Annotated in this window: 32 protein-coding genes; 22 read left to right on the top strand and 10 right to left on the bottom strand. The window is 55.8% G+C overall.

The genetic code is table 11. The annotated features are described in order from the left end of the window. The 18 genes from ASE07_RS23395 (at position 1) to ASE07_RS29115 (ending at position 9,322) form a co-directional block, all read left to right on the top strand. Positions 1-489: a hypothetical protein gene (locus tag ASE07_RS23395; RefSeq protein WP_057293229.1), complete on the top strand. Its 489-nt coding sequence runs from the start codon at positions 1-3 to the stop codon at positions 487-489. Next, on the top strand, positions 486-2,240 hold the full coding sequence (locus tag ASE07_RS23400) for a replication endonuclease (RefSeq protein ID WP_057293230.1): 1,755 nt from the start codon (positions 486-488) through the stop codon (positions 2,238-2,240). Before ASE07_RS23395 ends, ASE07_RS23400 begins: the two co-directional genes overlap by 4 nt. 136 nt (positions 2,241-2,376) lie before the next feature. Next, positions 2,377-2,538, top strand: a complete 162-nt coding sequence (locus tag ASE07_RS29105) for a hypothetical protein (protein WP_156396935.1) — start codon at positions 2,377-2,379, stop codon at positions 2,536-2,538. Beyond that, on the top strand, positions 2,535-2,732 hold the full coding sequence (locus tag ASE07_RS23405) for a KOW motif-containing protein (RefSeq protein WP_057293231.1): 198 nt from the start codon (positions 2,535-2,537) through the stop codon (positions 2,730-2,732). The genes ASE07_RS29105 and ASE07_RS23405 overlap by 4 nt, the downstream gene beginning before the upstream one ends. A 292-nt stretch (positions 2,733-3,024) precedes the next feature. After that, positions 3,025-3,489, top strand: a complete 465-nt coding sequence (locus ASE07_RS23410) for a hypothetical protein (protein WP_057293232.1) — start codon at positions 3,025-3,027, stop codon at positions 3,487-3,489. Beyond that, positions 3,476-4,087: a hypothetical protein gene (locus tag ASE07_RS23415; protein ID WP_057293233.1), complete on the top strand. Its 612-nt coding sequence runs from the start codon at positions 3,476-3,478 to the stop codon at positions 4,085-4,087. The genes ASE07_RS23410 and ASE07_RS23415 overlap by 14 nt, the downstream gene beginning before the upstream one ends. A 330-nt stretch (positions 4,088-4,417) precedes the next feature. Next, a complete protein-coding gene (locus ASE07_RS23420) occupies positions 4,418-5,206 on the top strand; it encodes a major capsid protein P2 (RefSeq protein WP_057293234.1) in 789 nt (262 codons plus the stop codon). Between the two features lie 12 nt (positions 5,207-5,218). Further along, positions 5,219-5,494, top strand: coding sequence for a hypothetical protein (locus ASE07_RS23425; protein WP_057293235.1), 276 nt, complete (start codon positions 5,219-5,221; stop codon positions 5,492-5,494). Next, on the top strand, positions 5,494-5,802 hold the full coding sequence (locus tag ASE07_RS23430) for a hypothetical protein (protein ID WP_057293236.1): 309 nt from the start codon (positions 5,494-5,496) through the stop codon (positions 5,800-5,802). The genes ASE07_RS23425 and ASE07_RS23430 overlap by 1 nt, the downstream gene beginning before the upstream one ends. 4 nt (positions 5,803-5,806) lie before the next feature. Then, positions 5,807-6,469: a hypothetical protein gene (locus ASE07_RS23435; protein ID WP_057293237.1), complete on the top strand. Its 663-nt coding sequence runs from the start codon at positions 5,807-5,809 to the stop codon at positions 6,467-6,469. After that, positions 6,469-7,044, top strand: coding sequence for a hypothetical protein (locus tag ASE07_RS23440; RefSeq protein WP_057293238.1), 576 nt, complete (start codon positions 6,469-6,471; stop codon positions 7,042-7,044). The genes ASE07_RS23435 and ASE07_RS23440 overlap by 1 nt, the downstream gene beginning before the upstream one ends. Beyond that, positions 7,044-7,589: a glycine-rich domain-containing protein gene (locus ASE07_RS23445; RefSeq protein WP_057293239.1), complete on the top strand. Its 546-nt coding sequence runs from the start codon at positions 7,044-7,046 to the stop codon at positions 7,587-7,589. Before ASE07_RS23440 ends, ASE07_RS23445 begins: the two co-directional genes overlap by 1 nt. Further along, positions 7,586-7,792 (top strand): hypothetical protein, encoded by a 207-nt coding sequence (locus ASE07_RS23450; protein ID WP_057293240.1) that lies wholly within the window; start codon positions 7,586-7,588, stop codon positions 7,790-7,792. Before ASE07_RS23445 ends, ASE07_RS23450 begins: the two co-directional genes overlap by 4 nt. A gap of 181 nt (positions 7,793-7,973) precedes the next feature. After that, positions 7,974-8,462: a glycoside hydrolase family 24 protein gene (locus ASE07_RS23455; RefSeq protein WP_235548587.1), complete on the top strand. Its 489-nt coding sequence runs from the start codon at positions 7,974-7,976 to the stop codon at positions 8,460-8,462. Further along, complete coding sequence (locus ASE07_RS23460; protein ID WP_057293241.1) at positions 8,459-8,719, top strand: hypothetical protein; 261 nt, start codon at positions 8,459-8,461, stop codon at positions 8,717-8,719. The genes ASE07_RS23455 and ASE07_RS23460 overlap by 4 nt, the downstream gene beginning before the upstream one ends. Then, entirely contained in the window at positions 8,716-9,015 is a 300-nt protein-coding gene (locus ASE07_RS23465; protein WP_057293242.1) for a hypothetical protein, read from the top strand. The genes ASE07_RS23460 and ASE07_RS23465 overlap by 4 nt, the downstream gene beginning before the upstream one ends. A gap of 8 nt (positions 9,016-9,023) precedes the next feature. Further along, positions 9,024-9,179, top strand: coding sequence for a hypothetical protein (locus ASE07_RS29110; protein ID WP_156396937.1), 156 nt, complete (start codon positions 9,024-9,026; stop codon positions 9,177-9,179). 2 nt (positions 9,180-9,181) lie between these two features. Then, on the top strand, positions 9,182-9,322 hold the full coding sequence (locus ASE07_RS29115) for a hypothetical protein (protein WP_156396939.1): 141 nt from the start codon (positions 9,182-9,184) through the stop codon (positions 9,320-9,322). 130 nt (positions 9,323-9,452) lie between these two features. Here ASE07_RS29115 and ASE07_RS23470 read toward each other — a convergent pair whose 3' ends face one another. The 3 genes from ASE07_RS23470 to ASE07_RS23480 form a co-directional block, all read right to left on the bottom strand. Further along, the gene (locus tag ASE07_RS23470; protein ID WP_057293243.1) at positions 9,453-9,770 is read right to left on the bottom strand and encodes a hypothetical protein; all 318 of its coding nucleotides are present in this window, start codon (positions 9,768-9,770) and stop codon (positions 9,453-9,455) included. A gap of 23 nt (positions 9,771-9,793) precedes the next feature. Further along, positions 9,794-10,129, bottom strand: a complete 336-nt coding sequence (locus tag ASE07_RS23475; protein ID WP_156396941.1) for a hypothetical protein — start codon at positions 10,127-10,129, stop codon at positions 9,794-9,796. A gap of 192 nt (positions 10,130-10,321) precedes the next feature. Beyond that, a complete protein-coding gene (locus tag ASE07_RS23480; protein ID WP_235548588.1) occupies positions 10,322-11,056 on the bottom strand; it encodes a nucleoside-diphosphate sugar epimerase in 735 nt (244 codons plus the stop codon). A 254-nt stretch (positions 11,057-11,310) separates the two neighbouring features. Between ASE07_RS23480 and ASE07_RS23485 the strand changes: the two genes are divergently transcribed. After that, complete coding sequence (locus tag ASE07_RS23485) at positions 11,311-11,928, top strand: trimeric intracellular cation channel family protein (RefSeq protein ID WP_057293437.1); 618 nt, start codon at positions 11,311-11,313, stop codon at positions 11,926-11,928. Between the two features lie 136 nt (positions 11,929-12,064). Then, the gene (locus tag ASE07_RS23490) at positions 12,065-12,670 is read left to right on the top strand and encodes a hypothetical protein (RefSeq protein WP_156396943.1); all 606 of its coding nucleotides are present in this window, start codon (positions 12,065-12,067) and stop codon (positions 12,668-12,670) included. A 5-nt stretch (positions 12,671-12,675) separates the two neighbouring features. Here the strand turns inward: ASE07_RS23490 and ASE07_RS23495 are convergent, their stop codons facing one another. Beyond that, positions 12,676-14,895 (bottom strand): hybrid sensor histidine kinase/response regulator, encoded by a 2,220-nt coding sequence (locus ASE07_RS23495; protein WP_057293247.1) that lies wholly within the window; start codon positions 14,893-14,895, stop codon positions 12,676-12,678. A 297-nt stretch (positions 14,896-15,192) separates the two neighbouring features. Between ASE07_RS23495 and ASE07_RS23500 the strand changes: the two genes are divergently transcribed. Then, a complete protein-coding gene (locus ASE07_RS23500; protein ID WP_057293248.1) occupies positions 15,193-15,798 on the top strand; it encodes a hypothetical protein in 606 nt (201 codons plus the stop codon). 140 nt (positions 15,799-15,938) lie between these two features. Here the strand turns inward: ASE07_RS23500 and ASE07_RS23505 are convergent, their stop codons facing one another. The 6 genes from ASE07_RS23505 to ASE07_RS23530 all read right to left on the bottom strand — a co-directional run bounded on the left by ASE07_RS23505 (position 15,939) and on the right by ASE07_RS23530 (position 21,692). Next, entirely contained in the window at positions 15,939-16,163 is a 225-nt protein-coding gene (locus ASE07_RS23505) for a hypothetical protein (protein WP_057293249.1), read from the bottom strand. Between the two features lie 92 nt (positions 16,164-16,255). Beyond that, positions 16,256-16,534 (bottom strand): hypothetical protein, encoded by a 279-nt coding sequence (locus ASE07_RS23510; RefSeq protein WP_156396944.1) that lies wholly within the window; start codon positions 16,532-16,534, stop codon positions 16,256-16,258. Positions 16,535-16,627: 93 nt separating this feature from the next. Then, the gene (locus ASE07_RS23515) at positions 16,628-17,773 is read right to left on the bottom strand and encodes an alpha-hydroxy acid oxidase (protein WP_057293251.1); all 1,146 of its coding nucleotides are present in this window, start codon (positions 17,771-17,773) and stop codon (positions 16,628-16,630) included. Between the two features lie 173 nt (positions 17,774-17,946). Then, a complete protein-coding gene (locus tag ASE07_RS23520; RefSeq protein WP_057293252.1) occupies positions 17,947-18,978 on the bottom strand; it encodes an XdhC family protein in 1,032 nt (343 codons plus the stop codon). A 7-nt stretch (positions 18,979-18,985) separates the two neighbouring features. Beyond that, positions 18,986-21,223: a xanthine dehydrogenase family protein molybdopterin-binding subunit gene (locus ASE07_RS23525; RefSeq protein WP_057293253.1), complete on the bottom strand. Its 2,238-nt coding sequence runs from the start codon at positions 21,221-21,223 to the stop codon at positions 18,986-18,988. A gap of 10 nt (positions 21,224-21,233) precedes the next feature. Further along, a complete protein-coding gene (locus ASE07_RS23530) occupies positions 21,234-21,692 on the bottom strand; it encodes a (2Fe-2S)-binding protein (protein WP_057293254.1) in 459 nt (152 codons plus the stop codon). Positions 21,693-21,919: 227 nt separating this feature from the next. On the opposite strand from ASE07_RS23530, the gene ASE07_RS23535 reads away from it, so the two are divergent. Then, complete coding sequence (locus ASE07_RS23535; protein WP_156396946.1) at positions 21,920-22,123, top strand: hypothetical protein; 204 nt, start codon at positions 21,920-21,922, stop codon at positions 22,121-22,123. Positions 22,124-22,241 lie beyond the last annotated feature (118 nt).

The raw sequence follows: 22,241 nt of genomic DNA on the forward strand, positions 1-22,241 counted from the left end.
ATGGGCGCGCGCGATCTGGATGGTGACATTGGCGACTATGACAGCGGCGATCACGATCATACAGAAGTCGTGCGCCGGGTTTCTAACGTGTGGCATCCGTCCTTCATGGCAGCATCTGCGCCGGTTACAACGTGCGGACCTACGCCAGCGGGTAGGGCGCTGGCAAAAGAAGCGCTCGCAGCTGCAAAACGGCTAGAGGCTCGTGAACTGGCAGACGCTGAGGCCGTGCGGGCGGCTTACTGGAACCGTATGCCTCAACGCATGCGGCAGATGGTGTGCCATATGGCCGGGATTGACGCAAAGAAGGGCAAGGGGCCATTGCTGGCATTGGATGCGGCGGAGCGTGCGCGAGTGCATGCAGAGATCGGTCACATGCTGCGGTTCCTGCCTGACCTTCAAAGGTGCTGCACTGGTGGCAAGGTCAACGATCATGGCGAAGTCGCGGCACATTGTTTTGACGGCATTACGGCAAAAACTACGCTGCAATGAATTATCCGTACATTCCCGGCCTGCCGCGTCGCATGGGCGTTGCGCTGTCTGCGCTGTTCGCTCGTGACGGCATTGCAAAGCACATTGCAAAGCTAGAAGTGCTGCATGGGGCCGAATCCGGCCCATTGCCACTGGATGCCGGGGATGATGCGATTTATCAGGCGGGTGACGCGGCGTCGCGTCACTGCTACGCGGTTGCAGATCGTATTAAGACGGTCGATGCGATTCTTGATGAAATCCGCCAGGAATGTGCGCGGCGCGAAGTGCCGGAACCTGAGGGAGAAAAGCCTAGTGAAAAGATTGCTCGTGCTGTTGACCGGGGTTGGTGGATTCGCAGCATTCGGAAAGCGCATGCCCGCCGTTTTGAACATGCGGCTATACAGTTGGGCTTTACCAGCTATCGTACAGGTCCATATCTGTCGAATGAGAGTGCGGCGCGGCAGGCAAGGCGCAATAAGCAGAATGAAAAACTGCTTGCTTCCATCGAAGTGCAAAACGAACTCGGACAAAGCTACACACTCGCACATCTGGCCTCCTTAGGTATGTCGAATAAGACTATCAGGCGTGGCGAACTTATGACGCGTATCCGGGGCTTCGAGGAAATCGCAACGGACCTGAAGCATGTGGGCGTGTTCGGCACGCTCACTGCACCATCGAAATATCACGGCGTCTTGTCGGCAAGCGGCGAGGCCAATCCCAAATACATCGCGTTCGGCTCGCCTACACCTAGACAGGCGCAAAAGCATCTGGTGGGCGTATGGGCGCGTGCGCGTGCTGCGCTGCATAGGCGGGGAATCCATGCCTATGGATTCCGCATTGCTGAGCCGCACCATGACGGTTGCCCACATTGGCACATGCTGATGTTCGTTGCGCCGGAACACGTAGAGACCTATGAACAAATTATCAAATCGTATGCGCTCGCTGAAGACGGCGACGAAGCCGGGGCGCAAAAAAACCGCGTTAAGTTCGTGCGCATCAACCCGGAAAAGGGCAGCGCAGCGGGATACATTGCAAAGTACGTTTCAAAAAATATCGACGGTGAAGCTGTCGGAGATCATCGAACAATCGAAGGGCATATTGTCGTTGCCGACTTGATCGGCGATATGGAGATAACGCCTTCGCAGCGCGTCACGTATTGGTCGCAGACGTGGGGCATTCGTCAATTTCAGCAAATCGGCGGTGCGCCGGTGGGGGTATGGCGTGAACTTCGCAGGATCAAAGCAGAGACAGTACAGGGCGGTTCAGAGGCACTTAAAAAAGCGTGGCAAGCCGTCCAAAAAATTGAAGGTTCGCCGGAAGTTGCAAAACAGGCTTCGTGGGCTGCGTACCTCAAAGCCCAAGGTGGTCCGGTTGTTGGGCGCATGGGCGCAATTAGGCTTGCTTGTAGAGAGGCGGATATTGAAGGCAAGTACGCGACATATACGGCTGCTAAGCCGGTTGGCGTCTATGAGGCCGCGTGCGTCAATCGCGAGGGCGAACCGACAAGGATATATGAGTCGGTTCGTTACGTATGGACTCGTAAGCAGGTAGAGGCTTTTGCCGTTGCCGTTCCTTGGACTGGTGTAAATAACTGTACGCAAGTTGACTACGGCGACATATCCGCAAAGATGGAAAAGAGCACTGATGCAGTCATTGAAGCGGTAAAAAACAAAAAATTTTCCGCTCCCGCGTGGGTTGATTGGCCGGAAATCAGGCGGCAGGCAAAAGAGATAGATCAGGCCACATGGAAATTTGCATCAAAAAAGAATTGACGCGACCTCGTTGCAGCTACTTGGCCGATAGCAGCAGACCGTTAACCTGCGCAGCGGTTGTCAATGGCGTGGCCCCGGCCAGACGGGGCATTTTCAGGGATATCCGATGAAATGCGAAATAACAGGCAAGCCGTGCATGTCAACTGAGGGGCAAAGCGGCCAGCATCAGGAATTGGAGCGCGAAGCGGTCGCGCTCTGGAAGCAGTACGGGTTTTTTCTGCCGGGTCAGGTGAAGGGATTTCTTCGCAAGCTGGCGGCTTTTCTCAACTGGAAGGAACTACAGGGGGCGATGGGATGAAAAAAGGGGATGAGGCACGTATACATGACGTCGTGCGGGTCAACGTCGGCAAATATGCGGGGCTGGCAGGCACAGTTGAGGCAATCGACGGCGACAAAATAACGGTCGCTATCAGTGGCGTGCAGAACGGCGAGCATGTCGAAGTACGCCAGGAATTTAACGAGAAGGCATTAGGGAGGCTGAAGCATGGCTAAGGTACGGGCCGGAATCATGGCATGCGAGGGCCAGCGGTGCGAATCTCACGATCACGGTGCGCCGGTAGTCGTTTTCCAGAACGAAAAGCAAACACTGTCCTATTCCTGCGACTGGTGCGGGCGTGCGCCATACGCAAGGCCGGGTACTGGCCAGCATGCGGAATGGACTGAGGCAATGCAGCGCAATGCGCCGGCACCAGCACCAAAACCGGTTGCGGCGCCAGCACCAGCACCAGCACCAGCACCAAAGCCGAAAGCAGGCAACGGGTTATTGATTAGCTAAGGGGGAGTCATGGAAATTCAGGGTCAGGCAGGTGAAGAGGTAGCAACAGGAGATCCGGCGCGGGCCGAATCGCTGGCGGCAATTCAGGGTCAAGTACTCGAAGCGGAGCCAGTGGACGATGCGCAGGGTGGGGGGGTCTCAGGAGGGATGCCAATAGACCCGGCAACAGAAGCGCGGGAAGTGATCCGGTTTGCGACTACGCTGTTCTTCCCTTTGTATCCGTCACTGGAACGGGTATATACGGAAGCGCGGCAGGAGCAGCTTGCCATGGTGTCGGCTCCACTCATGCAGAAATACGGTCTCTCTATGGGGACAATTTTCGAACGGTGGGGCGCTGAAATCAATTTTGCGCTGGTCGCTCTGCCGTTGGCAAAAGAAACTGCGGCGGCGGTAAAGCACGACAATCAGCAGCGGAAAGAGGCAGCGGCGCGGGAAGCGAAGGAAAAGGAGGCGTCGGCCAATGCAAACCAATGACGGGCGCATTGTCATCATCTCAGGGAAAACCCGGTCGGGGAAAACGGTCTACGTAGAACGGCGGACGCGTTCGGATAAGCGTATTTTCGCTTGGGACCCTGAAGACCAATGGTCGCAGGTCCGTGGATTCCAACGCGTTACAACACGGGCGGAACTGGCGCGACTGGCAGACAAGCCGGGACAAATGAAAGTTGCCTATGTCGCGTCGGCAAACCTAAAAGAAGAATTCAATTTCTTCTGCCGGTGCGCCTTCCATTGGGGGCGGTTCCATGGTGGCGGGGTAGTAATTGCGGAGGAACTTGCGGACGTGACTACCACGGCAAAAGCGCCAGATGCTTGGGGGATCATCATTAGAAGGGGTCTCAAGAGGGGTATCACAATGTACTGCATTTCGCAGCGGTGGGCGGAGGCAGATAAAACGGCCTTTGGCAATGCGTCTGAGTACGTCTGTTTTATGTCGGCCAGTGCGGACGATGTGACCTATCTATGCCGGAAAACACGTATTCCGGGAGAGGAATTAGACCAATTGATGCCTCTGCAATACATCAGATTTGAGCCGGGAAAGCCATTGGAGCGCGGGAAAATCAAATTCCGCTAGGGGTTCCTGAGGAGGTATCTATTGACAGCCTGCGCATATATGCAGGCTGTTTGTTTTTTGGGCGTCGGAATTGCAACATGGGGACTCGTTACAACAGGGGGCGCAAGCCATGAACCAAACCGTAAAAACAGTTTTGATTGTCGTGGCGACGATGGCTCTGGTCTATCGCGTTACCGATGTTCGTAGACTGGTCACTAACTCTTTCTAAGGAACCGAAATGAATGCATATCTGAAAACCGCTCTGATCGCACTGGCAGCAGTTGCCGTGATCTCCCGCGTTGATGCTGCAAAAAAAGTCGTTTTTAACCTCGCCTAAGATCGGGGCATCACATGCAAATTCTGAAAAATCTTCCGTTCTTTAACGTCGTCGCAACCGGTGTTGCGTCGTTGTCTCTGCCATTGGGCATGACATACGAACGCATCATTCTGGAACTCGGCGGCACTGCCTTTACTAAGGCAATGATTACCGATCTGAAGGCCAAACTTAACGGTAAGGTGATCTGGCAAACAACCGGCGCAAAGCTGGATTTGCTGAACAAATTCCGTGGCCTTGCGACAGACGCTTCGCACTTGGTGATGGACTTCACCGAAATTTTCGCTCGTGATGAAGTCGGCCAAAGCCTCGGCGCTATCGGCACTGCGGACGGCGTCGGCAGCTTCACTCTCGAAGTCACCATTACAGGCGCTACGGCTCCTACGCTGGAAAGTTGGTCTGTCCTGTCTGGTCCTAAGAAGCTCAGCGTCATCAATAAGCTGCTGAGCTATAACGTGACGCTGGGCGCGGCGGGTAAGTTCCCGATTCAACTGCCTTACGGTAATCAGGGCGGGAGCATTATCAAGCGCGTTGGCTTCTTCAATTCGTATATGACAGAACTCGAAGTGAAGAAAAACGGTCTGGTGATTCATGACACTAAAAAGGTCATCAATGAATACTTCCAGACTGAGAACCGTCGCGTTCCTCAAGCGGGTCTGTATGTCGCTGACTTCATTGTCGATAACAACCAGTCCGGCATGCTGGTGACAGCAGATGCACAGTCCATGCAGTGGAATGCAACCGTTTCGCAAGCTGACGTCATCACAGTCCAGGTCGAATATCTCGATTTGCTGAACAACCTGTAATCGGGGCCATGAATGGACGAAGATCAAACAACCGTTGATAGCGGTCCTGCATGGTGGCAACAGACGCTTGACTTCGTGGTTAAGGCTGCGGCGACGAAAAAGTTTTCAACGCCGCAGCTTCAAAACGGGCAGAGCTACTACGTCGACCAAAACGGCAATGTGGTGCCAACAGGCCAGATCATTAACCGTGTGCCGGGTCAACTTGCAAACACCATGGCGTCAAACCCCATGGTCATGCTAGCTGGCTTGGCGCTGGTGGGCGTGGTGCTTTACAAGCTGGTGAAGTAATGAGCGCGCAAAATGTGGCGGCTGGCACGATGTTGATGAGTCAGTTACTAGGATCATCGTCGGTTGCTTCCGCCGCTAATCCATATGTGGCGGCGGCCAACCTGTTAGGTTCGGCGGCAGCGTCGAACGCTACCTCGTCGGCGGACGGTAATACGTTCGGGGGCGGCTACGATCATTCGGGGTGGAATGTCAATTTCGGCAGCGGAGGGATCACCAGCAGCGCGACGCGTGAAGCGGCAAGCCAATGGATCGGCATTGCTGCGGGCGTCGTTACTTTGCTAGTCGCTTTCAAAATGCTCAAGAGGTAAAAAAATGGGTTTATTCGGCGGCGGCAATTCCAGTAGCAGCACCGTAAATGAAACGCAAAATAATGACCGGCGCGTTGCGTTAGACAACGCGTCGCAAGGCATTACCGGCGACGGTAACGCCTTGTCGGTCATCACAAACACAACTACGTCTGATTTAGGCTCGATTGCTAAGGCAATGGCGCTGAGTGGCAATGTAGTAACTGCGGCGAGCGACTCATTAATGGGGTCGCTATCGCTTGCTGATCGAACGGTGGGCGGTGCACTTGCGGCTAACTCGTCTGTCATTCGCGATGCACTATCGGCGACAAGCCTCGCAACGCGAGACGCAATTACTGCCGTATCTGGGGCGAATAGTAGTTCGCTGAACTTCGCCTCACAGGTCAACCGGGATTCCTTAGACCTTGCGGCGCGTGGTCAGTCAATGATTGCGACCAGCGCGGCGGAATCGCTCGGCATGGTCGGTCATGTGGTCGACCTCGCTTTCAAAGCGAACGACAACAATACAAAAATGTCGCTTGAGGCAAGCTCCAATGCAGCGAACCTCGTCGGGCGGGCATACGACACGGCGACCGGGTATCAAGCGGAGAAGCAGACCGCAGATAGTAAATATTTGGTGATCGCGGGCTTGGTTGCGGTTGCCTTGGTTGCTATGAGGGCCTTCAAATAATGCAACAGTTTATTCAAGCGTTAGGGGCCGGGGCAATCTGGCAGCTACAAACCGGAGGCAACTATTTCCGGCTGGTGTCAAGTCCTTCGCCGGTCGATATCAAGTTCTTTCGTGCAGGTCAGGAAATAGCAAGCGCAACCCAAATGGATACCGGGTTCTATCTGAAACCGGCAGGTGGGTTTGATCGCATAGATATCACCAATGCGACGGCACAGACCATAAAAATCATGGTGCTTGATGGTGACGGCGGCTATGACCATTTCAACGTAGACCTTACCAGCGCGTTGGCAAACCTGCGCATTGAACAGGCGTCGACGGTCAATCAAATTGCGGCGGTCAATGTCGGCACAGTGGCAACCGCATTGGTTGCGGCCTCGGCGCTGCGCAAGGGCCTGCGCTTCACAAATGACGGTTCTGCGGACGTGTACCTAGGCGGCGCTGGCGTGACAGTCGCGGGCGGCGCGATCAAGATCGCTTCCGGCCAAACATGGATTGAAGATCAGGCAGCGCCAGCGGCATGGTATGGAATCAGCGCATCGGCGGGACAGTCCGTCAGAATTCAGGAGCTAATCTAATGGCCGGTTTAATTGGTACAAGCGGCGGCAAAACTCTGCGCGTGATGGAGTTTCGTGCTTCAGGCACGTTCACAGTGCCATCAGGCGTAAAAACCGTTGAACTGTTCCTCGTCGGCGGCGGCGGCGGTACGGCATCTAATACCTATGCGGCGGGGCAGGGCGGCAACGTCGTGAAAACGAAGTATGACGTGAACGGAAAAGCGTCTTGCGCGGTCGTGATTGGTGCGGGCGGAGCGGCGGGCGGCAGTGACGGCGGAAATACATCGTTTGACGGCGTGGCAATCGCTTACGGCGGCTCAGGAAACGGGATTCGTGCGACGGATTCTAGCGGGTCATTCGGTCCTGAAACGGGATCGTCAACAGGAGTAGTGGTTGGCGTGGACGGTTTCGGCGGCAATGGCGTAACAGTCAGCTATCCATATGCAGCGCATCCTGCAAACGGCGCTAAATCTTTGTCAGCGGGACCAGCTAATACCGGGGCCGGTGCTTCGGGCGGCAACAGGGCTGGCGGTTCTGGTTATGCACGTGTGGAGTGGTACGAATGAAAAAGACAGAACAACTTTTTGCGATTGTATCGGGCGGTATTGTGCAAAACATCATCGTTGCTGATAAGTCCTTTGCGGATCTCATCGCGCCGGATTATGACGCGGTGGCCGAATGCACAGGCAACCCAGATGCTTACATTGGCGGCGAGTATGTCAACGGCGCATTTGTGCCACGTCCTGAGCCTGTAAGTGATGCGGCGTGAAGTCCTAATTTGCGCGTATGGATTGCTCCTTGGCGTGGCTTTCTACGAATGGAAGAAGCGCCAGGGCGAACAAGTGACAGACGATGAAGGCGATTCAGATTTTGTCGATGACGTTACAAGCGAACTTGAATCAGCAGCGGCAACCGCGGCGAATTTCTTAGACTCGGCAACGGGGGGATTCTTGAAAATTTCAGCAATGCGAACGGTCGATTTATCCGTTCTGACTAATCCAAACGTGCAAGCAATTTTGCGCGTGATCCGTACCGGGGAAGGCACGGCAGATGAGGCGGGATATCGTCGCATCTTTGGCGGCCAGATGTTCACATCGTATGACGATCATCCACGCATCACGGTAACGAAAAGCGGTTACAAGAGCACGGCGGCGGGCGCATATCAAATGCTGGCGTCGACGTGGGATGAAACCCGCAAGATGATGGGTTTAAGCGATTTTTCGCCAGCGTCGCAGGATGCGGCAGCAGTAGGGCGCATCGCAGCGCGTGGGGCGCTTCCTGACGTGCTGGCGGGCCGGTTTGATGTGGCAATCAAGAAGATTGCAAAAGAGTGGGCCAGCTTGCCCGGATCGCCTTACGGTCAACCTGTAATGACGATCGACAAAGCGCGGCAAATTTACGCAATGGCGGGCGGTGAAACTACAACGGCGGTGGCATGAGCGCAAAAGACATTTTGATTTTCGCAGGTGTTGCGGTGGCGGCATATATGGTGCTCAAGCGACGGGGCGCGGCATCGTCGTTTGCAACCGAAATTCCAAACTCGGCTCTGCCGGGGCAAAACGGATACGGGTGGCGCTATTTCTCGGACGGCACGGCGATTTCTCCCGATGGTACGTATTACCTGAAGGGCAAAGTCATTTCCAGCACGTATGACGGCGTAAGCGTCGGTTCTAACTACGGGAATCTGACAACGTGATAAACCAGCGGACATTGGTCATTGCGGCGGCGGGCGTCGGCGCGGCGGTGCTCTTGTACGTGGTAACGCGGGGCGCAAAGAATGTTGGGCAAGACATCGGCAGCGGGGCGATTGATCTGGCAGACGGTGTTGTAAAGGGCGCGGTGACTTCTGCTGGCTCAATTCTTGGCATTCCACTTACGGATGCAGAGAAGGCGGCAAAGGCGCGAAAAGAGGGCGACGTGTGGGCTGCGTCTGAGTACATGCCAGCGGTCGATTTTATTAAATGGCTAGCCGCTGGCATGCCAAAAAACTAGGGGGAAGCATGGATCGCATTAACGAAGCAAGTACATGGGCGGGACTCGGTTTGATGGTTCCGGCCATTGGTGAACTGGTGATGACGGGCGGGAAAAGCGCAACGGCGTGGGGCCAGCTTATCGGCGGTCTAATCGCAATTATCAAGCGCGAAAAGGCAGCGTAATTATGTCCATTGCTGAAACCCTGCAATTGCTGAACGGGGCGGGCGTGCTATCGCTGGCGGCGGCTATTTTCAAGTGGGGTGTAGCAATGGAAAAGCGCGTGACGGTACTAGAAACTATCAATGACGTGAAAGGCAAAAAATGACGAAGAAAAAAGCAGCGCCGAAAAAGCGCAAACCGAAAACGCCAGCACGCAAGGCGAACGGACAATTCAAAAAGCGCAAGAGCGCCAAGAAGAAATAAAAATGGCCCGGTGATGATCCGGGCCTTTTTCATTAAACGCATGTGAATGTCAGCGTTACGCGGTAATCAACTGGCGGGTTAATCAACCCGGATTTATTGAGCATTTCGCCAAGAACGGTGTTTGGAACCTGCGGGATAGTTTCGTCTTTCTGGTCTGAGACTTCGTATCGCTTTTTTAGCCGTGAGCATTGAGACTCAGCGCCAGAAAGCGCGTCATTGAGCGCTATAGGTTGCGTCTGTCCGTAGGAAATCGTTTTGTATATCCCGCCAGTCTGAGGAATGACGGTTGCGTTGGTTGCGCATCCGGCAATGGCAAGGACCGTGATGGTGATGGCGATAGATTTTCTCATTTAAAGCTCCCTGATTTATTAGGCTATGCCGTTTTATGGAATGGGTCTTTTGCGGCAGGTTCGGCAGTATGCGGCTTTTTATTTGGCGGTGTGAACTGGATAACGTCGCCGGTAACCAAACCTAAGCGGGCGAGCCGAGGTTGCATGTTCATTTGTCGAAGTCGTTCGGCATGTTCCATCTTTTGCAGGCGGATAATTTCAGGAACCCACCAGGGCATTTTCGTTTTGCCTGAAATCCAATCATGTACGGTCCTTTCAGATCGACGCAGGCGTTTTGCTAAATCTGGTAAGGCAATAAATTGCGCATGGTAGGCCAATTCCTGCGGATTCCCATAGCGTAAATTCGGGTAACGCATCATTTCTCCAATGAAACAAAAAGGCCGGGTTTACAGTAACCCCGGCCTTGTTATTTGGCATCCCATGTTCATGGGAAATTGCTTGACAGAATGTTTCTTGGTAGCACCGGAATCGCTCATAATTTGCGTTATGTAAAATAGAGTCGGTGAGATTGAAATGATCCTGACTTCAGCACACCGGCCGTCGCATAGCCGCTACCGTAGTTCTTCTCCAGCGTGGGATCCCTTGCTTTGCATCGAACCGGAAAGCAGCACCTCGCGGCCTTGTGCTACGGGTACGCGTTCAAGTAAGGCCCGCGCGACGTCAATGGCAGCGATTGCACGAAAGTTCGAAGGAATGAGCGGTCGTAGCAGCGCACTGACATACTTTCCAATAGTCTCGCCGGATCGACTAGGCTGACCCAATACGTTGCGGTCGCCCGTTAAAAGCGACGGGCGCGCTATGACAAGGGCTTCGAAGTCAAGCGTCGCCAGCGCCTGCTCAAGTTCACCCTTCACTCGATTGTAAAATACAGTCGATTGCGCATTCGCGCCCATTGCGCTTACCACACCGAGACGGCGGCAGCCTGTTGCCAGCGTTGCTCGCGCCACCGCCAGATTGGCGTCAAAATCGACAGATCGGAACGCTGCCTGGCTACCGGCGATTTTGATCGTGGTGCCGAGCGCGAGATACGTTTCATCAATTGCCTGAAGCCTTGGCAGTGCCTTGAAATCGACCACATGCGAGATCAGCTTGGGATGTTGGACGTCCAATGGACGGCGCCCTAGCGAATGGACCGACGTGACCGAGTTATCTGCCAGCAGACCAAGCAGAATTTCCTTGCCGACCAGACCGGTTGCTCCTGCCAGCACGACCGTTCGACTGGCGGCATTTCCGTTCGCACCTGATGCTGCAGATCGCATTGAAGTTACGCGAGTGAGTTTGTCCACCGTCTCGTTCCGTAAATATAAGACATATAAAACCAATTGGAATATTGGAATCAGTCGTTTTTCACAGGCTCCTGTCTGCCCATGCGCTCTTCTCTCATTCAACCTTTAAACTTGGTTTTTCTTTACTTGCCAATATTGCCATACGCCGGCGCAGCCGTATATGACCTGGTATTGGACCTGGCATTGCGCAACGCGCGCACAATTTATGCAGGACAATATCGCGTTATCTCTATTTGATGTGTGGTGACTTTCATATGCAGGGTTTTAATACATTAATCCAGGTAGTCGAAGTACTGGGCCTCATTGCCTTTGCTTTCTCCGGGTTCATCGAAGCACGCCAAAAGGACATGGATCTGGTGGGCATTTTTACAGTCGCATTCATTACCGCCTTTGGCGGAGGAACGCTGCGAGACCTGCTACTCGATCGGCGCCCGCTGTTTTGGGTCGAGCATCAGGAATACACCTTGTTGATCTTTATCCTTGCATTGGTGATTACTCCTTTCATGCGTCATCTTCGTTCTGCCTTCTCGGAAAAGCTTCTCGTGACAGCCGATGCCTTGGGCTTGGGTTTGTTCAGTGTTCTCGGCACATCCCTGGCGATCCGCACAGGGATGCCCCCTTTTGTCTGTGTGATGATGGGTGTCATTACCGGCATCTTTGGCGGCGTGCTGCGGGATGTCATCTGCAATGAAATCCCCATGGTTTTTCGGCGTGGACAGCTTTACGCGACCTGTGCCTTTCTTGGCTGCTGGGTCTATCTGTTGCTGGACTGGCTTTCGTTTCCTGAAACGCTCAGTTTATCGACGGGTATTCTAGTGACCGTTGTCACGAGAATGGCGGCAGTAAGATTCGATTTGAAGTTACCCGGATGACGTCGGATGTTGGGTAGCCGAATGCGTCGTTCGCCAGCCAATGAGATACACATACGGTGCCATGTACCAAACCGCTACTTCACGGTGGTTAAAGCGTAGCCGTCATAGAGCTCCCTCAACAAACGCGCAGCATGAGATGCTTAATCACAAATCTTTTCCCTATCGGATGCTGTATAAGGTTGATAAAGCCTTTCCCAAGGGAGCTCTTATGTCGCCAGCCCGAAAAAAATACTATGTCGCTGTCAGTCGACCTGTCATCCAGTCCACCATCATTGAAGTTGAAGCAGACAACGAGGAAGATGCAGCGGACAAAGCGTTTCAGGAAGCCTTTGCGCTTGATGATAACGTCTGGTCCGGAAAATTCGAACCGGAGAATTACGGACATGATGTCGTCAGCGTCTTGGAGCAAGACCAAGGGCATCTACAGGCCGAGCCAGAATTTGTTCTTCAAGATCGCATCGACGATGTAAAGTACCTGCTGTTACGCGGCGATACCAATATGGGTGAAGGGTCTATGCTTTTTCAGCCTTGGCTTCAAGACCACTCTTCCCTCTTCGTTGCCGATGTGTGCAAGGGCTGGCTGGGCGATATACAACTACTGGCCGATGAGGGCGTTGAGGGTTTGGTGGAATGGGTGGAAGACCCGATCCTTGATGCCGCAAAGATCCCGCCTGAAGTGATCGCACGGCTTCCGTGGCTTGGGCAGAGTGGGCACAAGGGTAGTGGCAATAATCCGCTCTAGTGAATTTATAAGGTCCGTACGGTTTCCGAATCGTCGTGAACGATAAGGCGGTCAATCTCCTCAAGCAATTTCGGAATGTTGACCGGCTTCACCATATGCAAATTGAAGCCGGCTTGCAATGCGCGCTGCCGGTCCGTTTCCTGTCCATATCCGGTAAGCGCAATCACGGGCATCCCGGCGATACCGCGTGTGTCTCGGACTTTCCGGACAAACTGATACCCATCCATGCCGGGCAAGCCGATATCGACGATGGCGATGTCCGGTCGTTCCTCTACCGCGATTTTCAATCCATCGAGCCCATTGCCGGATTCATACACAATGTGGCCATGTGCGCCCAACATGGATGCAACCATCAAACGAGCCTGTTCGTTATCCTCGACGAGCAAAATACGGCGCGAAACGCCCGCAGGAAGGGCATTCGGTGATGTCGTACCGGACGTGGCCGCAGCAACGGAAACCGGGAGCCTGACCGTGAAGCTGCTGCCCTGCCCTGCACCCTTGCTGCTCGCCGCCACGCTGCCGCCATGCATGGTCACAAGCTGATGCACCAGCGATAGCCCGATTCCCAGTCCGCCCTGGGCACGATCGATGGCGGTGGAGCCTTGCACGAAAACATCAAAAATGTGTGGAAGCAAATCGGCGGAGATACCGATGCCGGTGTCCTTGACGGTCAGCACGGCAGACTCGCCCTCCTGCCGCACGCTGACGTCGATAAGCCCGTCTTCAGGTGTGTACTTCACCGCATTAATCAACAAGTTGTTGACGATCTGCTCGATACGCGTCGCGTCGGCAGCTATCCGCATCGGATGCAAATCAAGAACTAGGCGATGCCCGGTCATTCGTCCGGTCGTCTTCAAGGTGTCGATACACATCTGCACCGTTCGGCCCAGGTCGATCGGTGCAATATTCAGTGAAATTTTTCCGGACATGATACGACTCAGGTCCAGCAAATCGTTGAGAATCGTGCCAAGGTGTTCGGTTTGCTGACGCAGGATGGATCGAGCTCTTTCCACCGTTGCCTGCTTCATGCCGGGCGCCTCGATGACGTCGATGGCGGAGGTGATGGCGCTGAGAGGATTGCGCAGCTCATGACCGAGCATGGCAAGAAACTCGTCTTTGGCCTTGTTCTGCTCTTCCGCGAGTCGACGCGCCTGTTGCTCCCTTAGCAGCAATTCGGCCCGTTCGCGCTGGCCGCGCTGGATCAGTGTTCCGGCATTATTGAGCGCTAGGTGCAACTGATCGACTTCTCCGACGGAGGTTTTCAAAGGCGGGGGCGCCTCCCCTTTTGCCAGCGTATCCGCCGCATCGACGGCGCCGTCAATCGATCCGATCAGGCGGCGGGCAAAAACTACGGCGACAGTTGCCGCACAGAGAACGGCGGCCCCCAGTCCCAACACCGATAGCCATACCGCGCGACGCGCAGCCAGTTCGATCTCAGCCACCGGCACACCGACCGCAATGGTCCATCCTGCCTTCCGCGAATGCGTGTACGAATCAAAAACGTCCACCCCGTCACGGGTCTCGTGCCGAAGCACGCCGCTCGCATTGGCACGGGACGCGCTGTAAAGTTCGGGCCGCACCGGGCGGCCGACAAACCGTTCGGCGCCGGGCCTGCGGACAATACTGATGCCTGAGCGGTCAAAGATGCCGATGACCCAGCTCTCCGGCAGGTTCCGTTCCTGCAAAGCGCCGGCAAAGTGATCTGCGCGGAACGCCTTGGTCAGAATATAACGGACACGTCCATCCACCTTGACTGGGTAATCCACTGCAATGGCATGCTCCATCGAAGCGGTCACGATGACCAGATCGGACACCTGCGGCACACCGGTCCGCGCAACGTTCTCGATACGTGCGATGCTGCGGGGTGACAAGACCGGTAGCGCCGCTCCGCGCGGAAAAAATGTATTCATCAGCTGCTGACCGTTGAGCGCGGTAAGAACTGTCCACTCGTCGCGCCCTTTACCGACAGCTTTAGCCTGCCAGTATGCCGAGTCGGAGTCACCGGACTTAATCGCCTCTGATTGGGCCAGTACCGCCAGCGCGGCTTCGGCACTCGATAATTCCGCATCAATGGCGAGCGTGATGGCATTGACGGTTTCACGCATGCCGCGCAGGGCAGCGCTACGTTCCGCCTCCAACAGCTGTCCAATGGCTACAGTCGAGAAAATAATGACTGGAATCAGCGTCGCGAGCGCCATCAGCAATAGATATGAGCGGACTTTCATGAATTCATTTTGGCCGGCGAAGTAGGAAGTAAGGCGGTCAGTAAATCGTTGTGAATCCGTTATAACAACGCTATAAAAGGACGTCCATGTAACTGCCCCATTGCTGCCGGGACTCATCGGCTAAGGACGGCTCAAAATACCGCTAATCATTAACGCACTTTCTTTGCAATCTCCGTTCCCGCTATGCAAGCCGGGAAAAAATGATGTCGATTCAGGACATCGGTATGAGTTGCCCGATAAATAGGCACAGTGTTTGCACTCGGATCTTACTTCCAACAGCAACGCAGGAGTAATGACATGACGATGAAACTCACTACAATCACGGCAACACTGGCCTTTGTTTTTGCCGGCGCAGCGCAGGCACAGGCGCCGTCAAGTGGCGCATCTGGTCAACAATCGCCGAAGGACCAGGCAGAGCAACAACACAAGGCCGCCATGGAAAAATGCAACAGCATGAAAGACAACGCCAAGGATATCTGCAAGGCCGAAGCCGACGGGCAGCAAAAGGTTGCAGAGGCTCAAGCGAAAGTGACTGAGCGCGACACACCGAAAAACCGTCTGGAGCTTGAACAGGCAAAGGCTGAAGCGCAGTATAAAGTAGCGAAGGAAAAATGCGACGACCAGGTTGGCGACGCAAAAAAAGCTTGCCAGAATGAAGCGAAAGCAACGCAGGATCTTGCAATCGCGCAAGCGAAAAAACAGGCGCAAGCAAAACCCGCGACTAGCAGCGGCAGCAGCGGAACAACAGGCACCTCGGCCGCCGGCACGAGCACACCGACTCCCGCAGCCCAACCGGCGACTCCACCATCAGCTGATGCACAGCCGGCACCCGGTGCGCCAGCTACACCGCCAGCGCAACCTGCCGCCGCCCCAGCGGCCCAGCCGGCAACTCAGTCTCAATAAGACTGCCGCAGTCACTGCGTCGACAAGTGCAAGGCAAGTGCATCACCCAGCCTGTCATTCGAACCGGCTGGGTGATTTTTATACAGATGCAATGGCAGCGGTAATCTTGCGCTTCCACTTGAAGAAATTTCAATGTACAGCTAGGCAAGCGTCCGACGCGAATGTTGCCACGTGGCTTCGGGTTCGCTACGCGCACGTTCGCGTTCCCATTGCGTACCGCATGCATTGCATACGTAGTATTCGACCCGTCCGGTCGCCGTCGCTCCAAAGTTGATCGGCGCCTCAGAATGGAGCAACAGATTGGCATGGGGCGACGTGGCGGTATTCGCACCTTCGAGCGCAAGACATTCCTTGCAAACGGACATTTGTTTATTTCTTCCTGTTTCGCGGCCTTCTTGCCATGCAAAAGCAAGCGTTTCGGGAGCGCAGTATGGGTGGCTTCAGCTTTTTCACTTTTTCAATGTTGTGCGGGTTTCGAGGCATGCAGATCGATGGGGATGATTTCGAAACCGCCATCGTAATAGCCACGGCTCTCGGCCGTTTCGCGGGCTTCTTCAACACTGGAAAATCGGCCCGCCTGGGTTTCATCGTCAGTCAGCGATAAATCACCAGCGAAGGGATAGAGATAGCCGTCCGGGGTTTTTATGATGTATTCATGCATGGCAACGCCTTTCGGGACATGGTGAAACCGGGAGACCGGCATCACGCAAGAAGCGGAGCCGTGCCCGGTTTTCATTGGTCAGTCTCGGCCTGCCAATAGTTCCGGTATCTAAAGTGACACCCTGGTTGGTCTTCCTGTACGCCGGTCGCCTGATTGCTTTGACGGGACTTAATAGGTCCCGGGAAGCAGGATGCCCTTGTCGACCTTGCGGACATCAGTGAGTCCGCAAAACGCCATGGTCAGGTCCAATTCCTTTTGAATGATCTCCAGGCACTTAGCGACACCCTCTTCTCCCATGGCGCCAAGGCCGAACAGGAATGCGCGGCCGATATAAACACCTTTTGCTCCAAGGGCAAGGGCCTTGATCACATCCTGACCCGAACGGATGCCGCCGTCCATGTGGACTTCGATCTTGTCGCCAACGGCCTCGACGATACGCGGCAATGCCCAGATTGATGAAGGCGCACCATCCAGCTGTCGCCCTCCGTGATTGGAGACGATCAGTGCATCGGCGCCGCTCGCGGCGGCAAGGCGCGCGTCTTCTTCATCCATGATGCCCTTGATGATGAGCTTGCCGCCCCACTGGTCCTTGATCCATTTCACGTCATCCCATGACAGGCGCGGATCGAACTGCTGCGCGGTCCACGATGAGAGAGACGACATGTCCGACACATCGCTTGCGTGGCCGACGATGTTGCCGAACGAGCGACGCGAGGTGCCGAGCATGCCCAGGCACCACCGCGGTTTGGTCACCATGTTGAGGATGTTTGGAATGGTCAGCCGCGGCGGTGCCGACAAACCGTTGATCAGATCCTTGTGCCGCTGGCCCAGCACCTGCAGGTCCAGTGTCAGCACGAGCGCCGAGCAGTTCGCGGCTTTGGCGCGAGCAATCAGGCGCTTGATGAATTCGCGGTCGCGCATGACGTAAAGCTGGAACCAGAACGGCTTGCTGGTATTGGCCGCGATGTCTTCGATCGAGCAGATGCTCATCGTCGACAACGTGAACGGCACGCCGAATTTTTCGGCCGCCTTGGCCGCCAGGATCTCGCCGTCCGCATGTTGCATGCCGGTCAGTCCGGTCGGCGCCAGCGCCACAGGCATGGCCGCCTCCTGACCGGCCATGGTAGTGCGCAGCGTACGGTTTTCCATATTGACCGCGACGCGCTGGCGGAATTTGATGCGTTCGAAATCCGAGCTATTGGCACGATAAGTCGATTCGGTCCATGACCCGGAATCGGCGTAATCGTAAAACATTCGCGGTACGCGCTTTTGCGCGAGACGGCGCAGGTCTTCGATGGTGGTAATGACAGGCATTGGGGCAACTCCTCACTGAGATGAGCAAGTGTAATCCAGGCAACCACATTCAGGCATGCGGACGGTGCTTGAAATTAATTCACTTCAGCGCAAAACGCTTCATGTCCCCCATCTCAAGCCCGCTCCCGCCAAGACAGCCTATGCGGTCTATGCGGTCTATGTGGTCAATGTGGCTAATGCGGGCCCGGAATCGTACAGGCGTCCGCGCCGGGCGGCGTCTGCAGTATCGACTTGGCTTCAGCGACCCGGACACCATGAGGAAGATCGATGCCGTTTTTTGCCGCCGTCAGTTCAGCCAGGATGGACACGGCAATTTCGGCCGGTGTCTTGCTGCCGATGTAGATGCCGATCGGACCGTGCAGGCGCGCAAGCTGGGTATCGTCGAGATCAAACAGCTTAAGCCGTTCTCTCCGTTTGGCATTGTTGGCGCGTGACCCGATGGCGCCGACATAAAATGCGTCTGACTTCAGGGCTTCCATTAAGGCCAGATCATCCAGTTTGGGATCGTGGGTCAAGGCAACCACCGCACTCCGGCTGTCCGGACGCATGGAGATCACGACGTCATCCGGCATATCGTGTACCAAACTTACCCCCGGCACCGACCATCCTTGTCGATATTCTTCCCGCGGATCACAGACTGTAACTTGATACTCCATACCGACCGCGATCTGCGCAAGAAATCTGGAAAGTTGGCCGGCCCCAATAATCAGCAGGCGCCAGCGCGGTCCATGAACGGTCGTCAGGACGGTGTCCGAGACTTGCATTGTCATAGCGGGACGCGCCTCGCTGTACACCACCGCACCGGTGTGGAGATCCAGCCGACGGGCGACCAACTGCTGTGCGGCAAGGCGATCCAGCAATTCGGGAATCCGGCTTTGGACCGACAGCGGTTCGATCGCCAGTTGTATGGTCCCGCCACACGGCAAGCCGAATCGATGCGCTTCCTCTGCCGTAATGCCATAGGTCACCATCTCCGGGTGTTCACGAACAATTCCGTGGCGCCGGACATGCTCGATCAGGTCGTCTTCGATGCAGCCGCCGGAAACGGAGCCGACGACCATGCCGTCATCCCTTATCGCCAGCATCGCGCCTTCCGGCCGTGGGCTGGAACCCCAGGTGCGGATAACGGTGACAAGCTCGCAGCGGTGGCCGGCCTTGAGCCAGTCATCGCAGCTTTTGAGTACTTCCAGGTCGATGCTGTCCATGCGTGCCTTAGGCTGTTTTGGTACCTGCGTTCAACTCAAAGGGCAGCTTGCGCAAGCGCTTGCCGCTCAGTTTGGCGACGGCATTGGCGAAGGCTGGCGCCAGCGGTGGAAGCCCCGGTTCCCCCATTCCTGTCGGCGCATCGCCGGACGGCACGATATGCACTGCGATCTGCGGCATGTCGGGCATGCGGGCCACCGTATAGTCGCTGAAATTCTGTTGCTGGACGACGCCATCCTTAAGCGTGATCGCCGCACCTGGCAAGGTCGTGCCCAAGGCCATCAGCGCCGCGCCCTGGACCTGCGCTTCGATCGACAATGGGTTGACTGCCTGATTGCAGTGGACCGCTGCCGTAACCTTGTGCAGCTTCGGCACACCCTTCTCAATCGACGCTTCGACTACATAGGCAACCACGCTCTGGAATGACTCGTGCAGCGCCACGCCCCAGGCTCTGCCCTTGGGCAAGCTTATCTTGCCATAGCCGGACTGGACGACAGCAAGATCCAGCGCGGCCAGGTGACGCGGATGCTTGTCTCCGATCAGCTTTTTGCGGTAGGCGACCGGGTCCACGTTAGCAATCTGTGCCGCTTCATCGATCAGGGTTTCCATCACGAAGGCGGTATGGGTAGAACCGACAGAACGCCACCAGAGCACCGGCACGTTGGCCTTGGCATTGTGAACCGATAGCCTGAGCGGCACCTCGTAGGGTTCTCCCATGCCTTCAACCATGGTAGCGTCGACACCGTTCTTGACCATGAAGGGTTCGAACGGTGTCCCGGTCAGAATGGATTGCCCGACGATGGTGTGATTCCAGGCGAGGATATTGCCCTTCGCATCAAGCCCGATCTCGGCACGATGGACATGGGCTGGCCGATAGTAACCACCCTTGATATCGTCCTCGCGACTCCAGATCAGCTTGACCGGGCCTGCTTTACCTGTAGCGTGATAAGCCTTGGCCACATTGACCGCTTCGACAATGTAGTCCGAGGTCGGCACCGCGCGACGCCCGAAACCGCCGCCGGCCATCATGGTATTGAGCGTGACCTGCTCGGGTTTGAGTCCCGCAGTCTTCGCAATGGCACCCTGGTCGACGGTCTGGAACTGTGACCCTGCCCACACCGTGCACGAGTCGGCCTTGAGGTCGACCACGCAGTTCAACGGCTCCATCGGCGCATGCGCAAGATAAGGAAACTCGAATTCCGCCGTGATTTTCTTTGGCGCTCTGGCCAGTCTGGATATGTCGGCATCCCTGGCGACGATGCCGGGTTTCTTCGCGAGCTCTCGATAGGTGGCAAATTGCTTGTCGCTGCTGACCTTTTCGACTGAGGACGTATCCCACTCCAGCCCAAGCGCTTCGCGTCCCTGCTTCGCCGGCCAGTAGCCGTCCGCGATCACGGCGATCCCCGTCCCGCCGCGATCAGTCGGTACTTCGAGCACATCGACGACGCCCTTGATCGCCCTCGCCTTCATCGCATCAAATTTAGCTATCCTTGCACCGAACACCGGCGGCCGTGCGACGACTGCGACCTTCATGCCAGGAACGTTGGCGTCGATACCGAATTGCTGTTTGCCGCTCGATTTTTCCCGGGCATCGAGACGCGGCGTCGGTTTGCCGATGATCCGGAAGTCCCTGGGATCCTTCAGGCTGACTTTTCCCGGCACAGGCAGCTTCATCGCCGATTCGGCGAGCTCGCCGTAACTAGCCTTGCGGTCACCCGGCCCGTACACCATGCCCTTGTCCGTCCGGCATTGATCGGGGGTGACATGCCATTGTTGCGCGGCTGCGGCCACCAGCATGGCGCGCGCCCGAGCACCAATTTCACGGTACTGCACAAACGAGTTCTTGACCGAATTGGAGCCGCCTGTCATCTGCATGCCGAAAGCCGGGTCCTTATAGGCGCTGCCGGCTGGTGCGAGCGTGGCTTGCATGGCTGTCCAGTCCGCATCGAGTTCTTCGGCAATCAGCATCGGCAGGCTGGTATGCACGCCCTGGCCAAATTCCAGCCGGTTGATTGATACCGTCACCGTGTTGTCAGGAGCAATCCGCAAAAAAGCATTGGGCGCCGAGACTGGCTTGTCCGGCTGGGCCAGCGCGACGCGACCAGCGCCTGGCACAAAAAAGCCGAGCACCAGCCCGCCGCCGACAGCACCCGTCGCCTTCAGGAAGCCGCGCCGCGACATGCCGCCCTGTCCATTGAGCGTGGCGGGTTCCGGTGCAGCTTGTGTATTCATCCATTCGGTGCGCATGGCATTTTCCTCAGGCGAGAGTTTTAGAGGCGTCTTTGATAGCGGCGCGAATGCGTTGGTAGGTACCGCACCGGCAGATGTTGCCGCTCATCGCGGCATCGATATCCGCATCGGTCGGATTTGTTTTGACCCTGAGCAGGGCCGTCGCACTCATCACCTGCCCGCTCTGGCAATACCCGCATTGAGGAACGTCATGCTTGACCCAGGCGTCCTGAACGGCCTTGCCGACCTTGTCGTTTTCCATGGCTTCGATGGTGGTGATTTTTTGTCCGACAGCGGCCGAGATCGGCATCACGCAGGAACGGGTTGCCTCGCCGTTGAGATGCACGGTGCAAGCCCCGCACAGTGCGGCGCCACAGCCGAACTTGGTACCGGTCATGTTGAGGTTATCTCGCAACGCCCACAAGATGGGTGTGGTGGGATCAGCATCGACTTGCACGTCGCGGCCGTTGATATTCAATGTGATCATTGTTCTGCTCCAATGGATGGCGTTGCGGTGAGGAGAATATAGACGAAATTTTATGAATGCGCAGAACCTCCCGAACGGCGCTCGATGGTGCGGATCGCGCGCCCGGTCTGCTCACGCACAGTGATGCCGCAGTGATGCCGCAGTGATGCATCAGAGAACTTTTGCTACAAGGGAACAACTTTTAACTTTGCCGGTCTAGGGTGATATATCGGTTTTATGGAAAGTGATTGAACATGATGCTGGACGAACAACACAGTGAAGAGTTGCGTGCCCTTCGCAACCTGGAACGCACCGTGCGCGCTTACAGCGTCACGACCCATATGGTTTCACAACAGCGACGGCAGGAAATGCTCGCTGCCGCGTTGCGCGAAGTCGTGGAAGCACGCAAAACAGCGATTCGACGCTCGCGTCGCGTACCTCTCAAGGATTAAGCCATTGCCAACTCATCGGCAACTGAGGGCCATCACTATTTATCATCAGCAGATTCTTATGCAACAGCCTTTCGACTGCTCCAGGAGGTTATCGTCCTTGGCGTGAAAGGCTTTTGCA

The organism is Noviherbaspirillum sp. Root189, assembly GCF_001428545.1.
Lineage (GTDB): Bacteria > Pseudomonadota > Gammaproteobacteria > Burkholderiales > Burkholderiaceae_D > Noviherbaspirillum.

Coding starts and splice junctions, on each gene's coding strand:
- ASE07_RS23440 (WP_057293238.1), top strand. CDS start 6,469: ATGCAACAGTTTATTCAAGCGTTAGGGGCCGGGGCAATCTGGCAGCTA.
- ASE07_RS23425 (WP_057293235.1), top strand. CDS start 5,219: ATGGACGAAGATCAAACAACCGTTGATAGCGGTCCTGCATGGTGGCAA.
- ASE07_RS23500 (WP_057293248.1), top strand. CDS start 15,193: ATGACGATGAAACTCACTACAATCACGGCAACACTGGCCTTTGTTTTT.
- ASE07_RS23505 (WP_057293249.1), bottom strand. CDS start 16,163: ATGTCCGTTTGCAAGGAATGTCTTGCGCTCGAAGGTGCGAATACCGCC.
- ASE07_RS23395 (WP_057293229.1), top strand. CDS start 1: ATGGGCGCGCGCGATCTGGATGGTGACATTGGCGACTATGACAGCGGC.
- ASE07_RS23430 (WP_057293236.1), top strand. CDS start 5,494: ATGAGCGCGCAAAATGTGGCGGCTGGCACGATGTTGATGAGTCAGTTA.
- ASE07_RS23515 (WP_057293251.1), bottom strand. CDS start 17,773: ATGCCTGTCATTACCACCATCGAAGACCTGCGCCGTCTCGCGCAAAAG.
- ASE07_RS23485 (WP_057293437.1), top strand. CDS start 11,311: ATGCAGGGTTTTAATACATTAATCCAGGTAGTCGAAGTACTGGGCCTC.
- ASE07_RS23460 (WP_057293241.1), top strand. CDS start 8,459: ATGAGCGCAAAAGACATTTTGATTTTCGCAGGTGTTGCGGTGGCGGCA.
- ASE07_RS23450 (WP_057293240.1), top strand. CDS start 7,586: ATGAAAAAGACAGAACAACTTTTTGCGATTGTATCGGGCGGTATTGTG.
- ASE07_RS23405 (WP_057293231.1), top strand. CDS start 2,535: ATGAAAAAAGGGGATGAGGCACGTATACATGACGTCGTGCGGGTCAAC.
- ASE07_RS23400 (WP_057293230.1), top strand. CDS start 486: ATGAATTATCCGTACATTCCCGGCCTGCCGCGTCGCATGGGCGTTGCG.
- ASE07_RS29110 (WP_156396937.1), top strand. CDS start 9,024: ATGGATCGCATTAACGAAGCAAGTACATGGGCGGGACTCGGTTTGATG.
- ASE07_RS23415 (WP_057293233.1), top strand. CDS start 3,476: ATGCAAACCAATGACGGGCGCATTGTCATCATCTCAGGGAAAACCCGG.
- ASE07_RS23470 (WP_057293243.1), bottom strand. CDS start 9,770: ATGAGAAAATCTATCGCCATCACCATCACGGTCCTTGCCATTGCCGGA.
- ASE07_RS23495 (WP_057293247.1), bottom strand. CDS start 14,895: ATGAAAGTCCGCTCATATCTATTGCTGATGGCGCTCGCGACGCTGATT.
- ASE07_RS23410 (WP_057293232.1), top strand. CDS start 3,025: ATGGAAATTCAGGGTCAGGCAGGTGAAGAGGTAGCAACAGGAGATCCG.
- ASE07_RS23525 (WP_057293253.1), bottom strand. CDS start 21,223: ATGCGCACCGAATGGATGAATACACAAGCTGCACCGGAACCCGCCACG.
- ASE07_RS23510 (WP_156396944.1), bottom strand. CDS start 16,534: ATGAAAACCGGGCACGGCTCCGCTTCTTGCGTGATGCCGGTCTCCCGG.
- ASE07_RS23420 (WP_057293234.1), top strand. CDS start 4,418: ATGCAAATTCTGAAAAATCTTCCGTTCTTTAACGTCGTCGCAACCGGT.
- ASE07_RS23530 (WP_057293254.1), bottom strand. CDS start 21,692: ATGATCACATTGAATATCAACGGCCGCGACGTGCAAGTCGATGCTGAT.
- ASE07_RS23490 (WP_156396943.1), top strand. CDS start 12,065: ATGCTTAATCACAAATCTTTTCCCTATCGGATGCTGTATAAGGTTGAT.
- ASE07_RS23445 (WP_057293239.1), top strand. CDS start 7,044: ATGGCCGGTTTAATTGGTACAAGCGGCGGCAAAACTCTGCGCGTGATG.
- ASE07_RS23475 (WP_156396941.1), bottom strand. CDS start 10,129: ATGATGCGTTACCCGAATTTACGCTATGGGAATCCGCAGGAATTGGCC.
- ASE07_RS23435 (WP_057293237.1), top strand. CDS start 5,807: ATGGGTTTATTCGGCGGCGGCAATTCCAGTAGCAGCACCGTAAATGAA.
- ASE07_RS29115 (WP_156396939.1), top strand. CDS start 9,182: ATGTCCATTGCTGAAACCCTGCAATTGCTGAACGGGGCGGGCGTGCTA.
- ASE07_RS29105 (WP_156396935.1), top strand. CDS start 2,377: ATGTCAACTGAGGGGCAAAGCGGCCAGCATCAGGAATTGGAGCGCGAA.
- ASE07_RS23520 (WP_057293252.1), bottom strand. CDS start 18,978: ATGGACAGCATCGACCTGGAAGTACTCAAAAGCTGCGATGACTGGCTC.